Genomic DNA, 5,333 nt, shown 5'->3' on the forward strand with positions numbered 1-5,333 from the left:
AGTAGCTCAGCTTGGTAGAGTACTTGGTTTGGGACCAAGGGGTCGCAGGTTCGAATCCTGTCTTCCCGATACATGGCGGTGTAGCTCAGCCGGCTAGAGCGTCCGGTTCATACCCGGGAGGTCGGGGGTTCGATCCCCTCCGCCGCTATTAATTTAATATGGATCAATTTGGACCTTTAGCTCAGCTGGTTAGAGCACTCGGCTCATAACCGAGCGGTCGTAGGTTCGAGTCCTACAAGGTCCATACTCTTTATTTATAGCTGGAGGATTACCCAAGTCTGGCTGAAGGGAACGGTCTTGAAAACCGTCAGGCGTGTAATAGCGTGCGTGGGTTCGAATCCCACATCCTCCTTTAGAGTTATCGCGGGATGGAGCAGCTAGGTAGCTCGTCGGGCTCATAACCCGAAGGTCGTAGGTTCAAATCCTGCTCCCGCAATACCTAATAAAAAGGTAGAAGGCTCGGTAGCTCAGTTGGTAGAGCAATGGATTGAAGCTCCATGTGTCGGCGGTTCGATTCCGTCTCGCGCCATTATACTTTCAGCGGGTGTAGTTTAGTGGTAAAACTACAGCCTTCCAAGCTGTTGTCGCGAGTTCGATTCTCGTCACCCGCTTTATAATGAAAATTATAACCCAAACAGAGTTTGGGGCGCATAGCTCAGCTGGTTAGAGCGCACGCCTGATAAGCGTGAGGTCGGTGGTTCGAGTCCACTTGTGCCCATTTAGTAAGATATGGTCCGTTGGTCAAGGGGTTAAGACACCGCCTTTTCACGGCGGTAACACGGGTTCGAATCCCGTACGGACTATACTGGAGGATTACCCAAGTCTGGCTGAAGGGAACGGTCTTGAAAACCGTCAGGCGTGTAATAGCGTGCGTGGGTTCGAATCCCACATCCTCCTTTAGAGTTATCGCGGGATGGAGCAGCTAGGTAGCTCGTCGGGCTCATAACCCGAAGGTCGTAGGTTCAAATCCTGCTCCCGCAATACCTAATAAAAAGGTAGAAGGCTCGGTAGCTCAGTTGGTAGAGCAATGGATTGAAGCTCCATGTGTCGGCGGTTCGATTCCGTCTCGCGCCATTATATTCTTATATCGGAAGGGTAGCGAAGAGGCTAAACGCGGCGGACTGTAAATCCGCTCCTTCGGGTTCGGGGGTTCGAATCCCTCCCCTTCCATCTTTACGGGCATAGTTTAAAGGTAGAACTAAGGTCTCCAAAACCTTCAGTGTGGGTTCAATTCCTACTGCCCGTGTTATATGGCGAATGTGGTGAAGTGGTTAACACACCAGATTGTGGCTCTGGCATTCGTGGGTTCGATTCCCATCATTCGCCTATTTTGGGGTATAGCCAAGCGGTAAGGCAAGGGACTTTGACTCCCTCATGCGTTGGTTCGAATCCAGCTACCCCAGTTTTCTATATTAGCCGGCGTGGCGGAATTGGCAGACGCGCTGGACTCAAAATCCAGTGTCCTCACGGACGTGCCGGTTCGACCCCGGCCGCCGGTATAGATAGATCTTGCTCAGTAGAAACCTTATTCTATTGGGCTTTTTCAATACTTTTTTATTCTGCCTTCTGTCCTAATTTTTCTTTCAATTGACTTCTTGTCTGATTTCTCTGCGTGTTTGAATATTTTAATTACTTTTTTGTCATTGGGTGAATTTTAGTGGGTGAGTTAATAACTCCGACTTGAATGGTTGTTTTATCACTTAGGCAGGGAGTTTCGACTTTTTGTCTCATCAATATTTTTGGATTATGATCAAAATGAAAACTTCAAGGGCTTTTTCGTCTGCCGATATTGTAGAAGTGAAAGTCTAGCTTGAGAGCAGAGTTTGGGATTTTCACTTGTCATTTGATACTATCTTGCCAATTAATTTCTATCAGGAATTATCGAACCGTCTTGTTTCTAACTTTGAAAAGGCCGATATTAAGGCTATTTTTAACATTGAGGTGGGAAATCCTGACTTTTCTGACGAGCTTTTGTAGCCTTATTATCGGGAAGCTTTCGAGCATCCTTCTTGCAGCGGCGCAAGTTTAAGAGTTTCTTTGCCCATTTCATTTAAAGATCTCTTAGGATGGGGGATAAGGTACTTATTGTTGCACCGCAGTTTGTCAATAATAATCATTTTCGCCAAAATCATCTGTCTAAACTTGAACAACAATTCGAGCACTTAGGCTTTGGACAGCTGAATTTTGATATTGTTTCTAATCAAGCAATGACACAGGACCTCAAAACTCATTTTGAGGCTTCCCGTGAGCAGCAGCTTCAAAAGATCAGCTAAGAGAAGCCTTTGAAAGCGTCTATGCCGCCTGTTGAAGAAGCTCCTAAACCTGTTTATGATTTTAAAGAACGTATCAAAGAGCGGCAAAAGATCTTTGGAAAAGTGGCTATTACGCCCATGGCTGAAATTGAAACAGAAGAAAATCGCATTCATTTGAAGGGATGTTCTTTGATGCGGTCTTATCAAATGGGATTGATACCGCTGTTGAAGTGGCTAAATATTATGTTTTATTGAGATTATGCCGCTCTTGCCGATAAGACTTTGGAAGAATTAGAAATCGGAGCCAGCGGCCGAGTTGATGCCGAAAGTGAGCTCAAAGAAGATTCGCTTGATTTTGCCCTTTGAAAATCAGCCAAAGCAGGGGAAATTTCCTGGGATAGTCCCTTGGAGCAAGGGCCATCCTGGCTGGCATATTGAATATTTTGTCATGGCAACTGAGATTTTAAAGAGCACTATTGAAGTTCACGGCGGCGGCGCTGACCTTGAATTTCCGCACCCCACCAATGAAATTGCTCAGCCGGAAGCAAAAACAGGACAGTCTTTTGCTAATTACTGGATGCATAATGGTTTTGTCAATGTGAATGAGGAAAAATGTCTAAATCCCTTGGCAACTTTGTGACCGTTCATGATCTTCTAAAGACTGTAAACGGCCAGGTTTTGCGTTTCTTTTTGGCAACGCAGCATTACCGCAAGCCGATCAATTTTACTGATAAAGCTGTTCATGATGCAGAAGTCAATCTTAAATATCTGAGAAACACCTACACCCTATCTGTTGGAAAAGAGGCTGATACTGACCAATTAGTTCAGTTTGTTACTGACTTTGAAGCAGCTATGGACGATGATTTCAATACCGCCAACGGTATTACGGTTATTTTTGAAATGTCCAAATGGATTAATTCCGGAAACTATACAGAAACAGTCAGGAAAGCATTTGCTGAGATGTTAGCGGTTTTTGGCATAGTCTTTGAGGAAGAAGGACTTGACAGTGATATTGAAGCCTTGATTGAAGAACGTCAGGCAGCGCGTGATTTTGCTAAAGCAGATGCCATCCGTGATCAATTAGCTGCCCAAGGCATCAAGCTCCTTGACACTAAAGATGGTGTGAGGTGGACACGTGACTAAGGCCGTTGATATTAATCTAATTAATGGGATTGCCCTTGCCTTTGAAGGCGACGCTATTTATTCCACTTACATTCGCAAACATCTCATTTTTCAAGGCTAACCAAGCCCAATCACCTGCACCGCAAAGCTACATATTATGTATCCGCTAAGGCGCAGGCAATGTTGATTAGTAAAATGTTAGAAGCGCAGCTATTGACCGAAAAAGAAGAAGACATCTATCGTCGCGGCCGCAACGCTAACAGCCATACCAAGGCTAAAAAAATACTGATGTCATCACTTACAAGATGTCAACGGGCTTTGAGGCAGTGATAGGCTATCTTCACATGACTGAGCAAATTGAGCGGTTAGAAGAGTTGATTGGTGTATTGAGGTAGTTGAGAGTGAGGCTGGGACAAAAGTCCAACCCTAAATATAAAAAGCGAACAAAATTAGTTTTCTGACACTCGGAATTCTGTCTTATTCGCTTTTTATATCTAATTTATCAATTTGAAGAGTGGGTGATAAAGAATTTCAAAAATCAAAATTTTTTTATCCCAGTCTCACTTGACTATAACCTTACGTCATGCTTTATACTTATACTTAACAAAAATCAGAAATAGCGATATTATAGTTTTATGACAAAAGAACTGACGTCCTCCCAAATCGAGGCATTAAAACAGGCCCTTAAAGATAAAAATAATGCTCCGCATCATAGAAAAATACAGGCACTCATTCTTTATTCTGAATGCCATAATTTAACATCCGTAGCTAAATCAGTAGGTTTTGTCCATCAGACAGTCCGAAACTTATTGAATCGCTATCTAAGTGGTGGCTTAGAAGCCCTCTTAAAGGAAAATCGTGGTGGTCGCCGCCGCTCCTATATGACGCATGAGGAGGAAGAAGATTTCCTTAAAGAGCAACTCTCTTCTTCTTTGAATGGAGAATTTGTTACCGTTAACTCCCTCTTTAAAGCCTATCAAGAGAGAGTTGGGCACAAGACAACCCGAGAAGGTTTCTATGCTCTCCTGAAACGTCATGGTTGGCGTAAAGTTAGTCCACGTCCCCAACATCCGAAAAAAGCAGACGCTGAAACCATTTTAGCGTCTAAAAATAAAATCTTTATTCGAGGAGAGAAAAGTAAGCGCTTTAATAATGAGAAAGAATATCAAAAAATCCGCCTTATGTACCAAGATGAGGCGGGTTTTGGGCGTATCAGTAAACTTGGTTCGTGTTGGTCTCCTAAAGGTTATCGTCCTCACGTAGCAAGTCACCACATTCGTGAATACCGATATTGTTATGGAGTTGTGGATGCCCATACAGGCGACTCATTTTTCATCATAGCAGGCGGATGTAATAGTGATTGGATGAATGAATTTTTACGCCAGCTATCAGCAGCTTATCCAGAAGATTATATTATATTATTTTAGTCATGGATAATGCCATCTGGCATAAATCTCAGACCTTAAATATCCCTAAGAATATTGAATTTACCTTCATTCCACCCTATACACCTGAAATGAATCCTATTGAGCAAGTCTGGGCCGAGATTCGTAAACTTGGTTTCAAGAATAAAGTATTTAGGACTTTAAATGAGGTAATTGATAAACTTGAAGAGGTTATTCAAACCTTAACTGCTTATCAACTCAAATCAATTGTAGATAGAGAGTGGACTTCCGCTATTTTTGATTTTAAATAAGTATTAATTTTGAACCAAGTACATTAGAAAAATTCAAATATTTAAAGAATCAATCAATTTGTCTCTTTGGTCAAGCAATGTTATCCAGAATTCAATTTGGGGACTGTATGATAAGGGTCATACCATTAGCTATGCTTAGAATCCAAAAAAATGACAGAAGCAGAAGCTAAACGATATACTAATATATTTACTTTACTCGTGGTGCTAGTTAATTTCAAAATATCTCAAATTATAAGCCAGTATGATTTGTTCGATTCTCAATT

16 tRNA genes and 4 pseudogenes are annotated in these 5,333 nt (G+C 42.4%); all 20 read left to right on the plus strand.

The features are described 5' to 3' along the window. Window positions 1–74 precede the first annotated feature (74 nt). The 20 genes and pseudogenes from ACFOSE_RS00310 to ACFOSE_RS00405 all read left to right on the plus strand — a co-directional run bounded on the left by ACFOSE_RS00310 (window position 75) and on the right by ACFOSE_RS00405 (window position 5,070). Window positions 75–148, plus strand: a tRNA-Met gene (locus tag ACFOSE_RS00310). A 22-nt stretch (window positions 149–170) separates the two neighbouring features. After that, window positions 171–244 (plus strand) — tRNA-Ile (locus tag ACFOSE_RS00315). 18 nt (window positions 245–262) lie between these two features. Next, window positions 263–352 (plus strand) — tRNA-Ser (locus ACFOSE_RS00320). A gap of 10 nt (window positions 353–362) precedes the next feature. Next, a tRNA-Met gene (locus tag ACFOSE_RS00325) sits at window positions 363–436 on the plus strand. Between the two features lie 20 nt (window positions 437–456). Continuing rightward, window positions 457–529, plus strand: a tRNA-Phe gene (locus tag ACFOSE_RS00330). Window positions 530–540: 11 nt separating this feature from the next. After that, window positions 541–611 (plus strand) — tRNA-Gly (locus ACFOSE_RS00335). Window positions 612–644: 33 nt separating this feature from the next. Beyond that, window positions 645–718 (plus strand) — tRNA-Ile (locus tag ACFOSE_RS00340). A 13-nt stretch (window positions 719–731) separates the two neighbouring features. Then, window positions 732–803, plus strand: a tRNA-Glu gene (locus ACFOSE_RS00345). Window positions 804–807: 4 nt separating this feature from the next. Continuing rightward, window positions 808–897: transfer RNA gene (locus ACFOSE_RS00350), tRNA-Ser, on the plus strand. Between the two features lie 10 nt (window positions 898–907). Beyond that, window positions 908–981, plus strand: a tRNA-Met gene (locus ACFOSE_RS00355). Window positions 982–1,001: 20 nt separating this feature from the next. Next, window positions 1,002–1,074: transfer RNA gene (locus ACFOSE_RS00360), tRNA-Phe, on the plus strand. A 15-nt stretch (window positions 1,075–1,089) separates the two neighbouring features. Then, a tRNA-Tyr gene (locus ACFOSE_RS00365) sits at window positions 1,090–1,170 on the plus strand. 5 nt (window positions 1,171–1,175) lie between these two features. Further along, window positions 1,176–1,246 (plus strand) — tRNA-Trp (locus ACFOSE_RS00370). 7 nt (window positions 1,247–1,253) lie between these two features. Then, window positions 1,254–1,326 (plus strand) — tRNA-His (locus ACFOSE_RS00375). 5 nt (window positions 1,327–1,331) lie between these two features. Beyond that, a tRNA-Gln gene (locus ACFOSE_RS00380) sits at window positions 1,332–1,403 on the plus strand. A gap of 12 nt (window positions 1,404–1,415) precedes the next feature. Beyond that, window positions 1,416–1,499, plus strand: a tRNA-Leu gene (locus ACFOSE_RS00385). Between the two features lie 247 nt (window positions 1,500–1,746). Then, window positions 1,747–2,446, plus strand: a pseudogene (locus ACFOSE_RS00390) (PolC-type DNA polymerase III N-terminal domain-containing protein); the annotation flags it as partial. 64 nt (window positions 2,447–2,510) lie between these two features. After that, window positions 2,511–3,395 (plus strand): annotated as a pseudogene (locus tag ACFOSE_RS00395) (DALR domain-containing protein); the annotation flags it as partial. Continuing rightward, window positions 3,388–3,769: pseudogene (locus ACFOSE_RS00400) on the plus strand (Mini-ribonuclease 3). The pseudogenes ACFOSE_RS00395 and ACFOSE_RS00400, both read left to right, overlap by 8 nt. A 240-nt stretch (window positions 3,770–4,009) precedes the next feature. After that, window positions 4,010–5,070 (plus strand): annotated as a pseudogene (locus ACFOSE_RS00405) (IS630 family transposase). Window positions 5,071–5,333: the final 263 nt, after the last annotated feature.

Origin of the sequence: Streptococcus dentapri, from assembly GCF_042649885.1 — a bacterium.
Taxonomy (GTDB): domain Bacteria; phylum Bacillota; class Bacilli; order Lactobacillales; family Streptococcaceae; genus Streptococcus; species Streptococcus dentapri.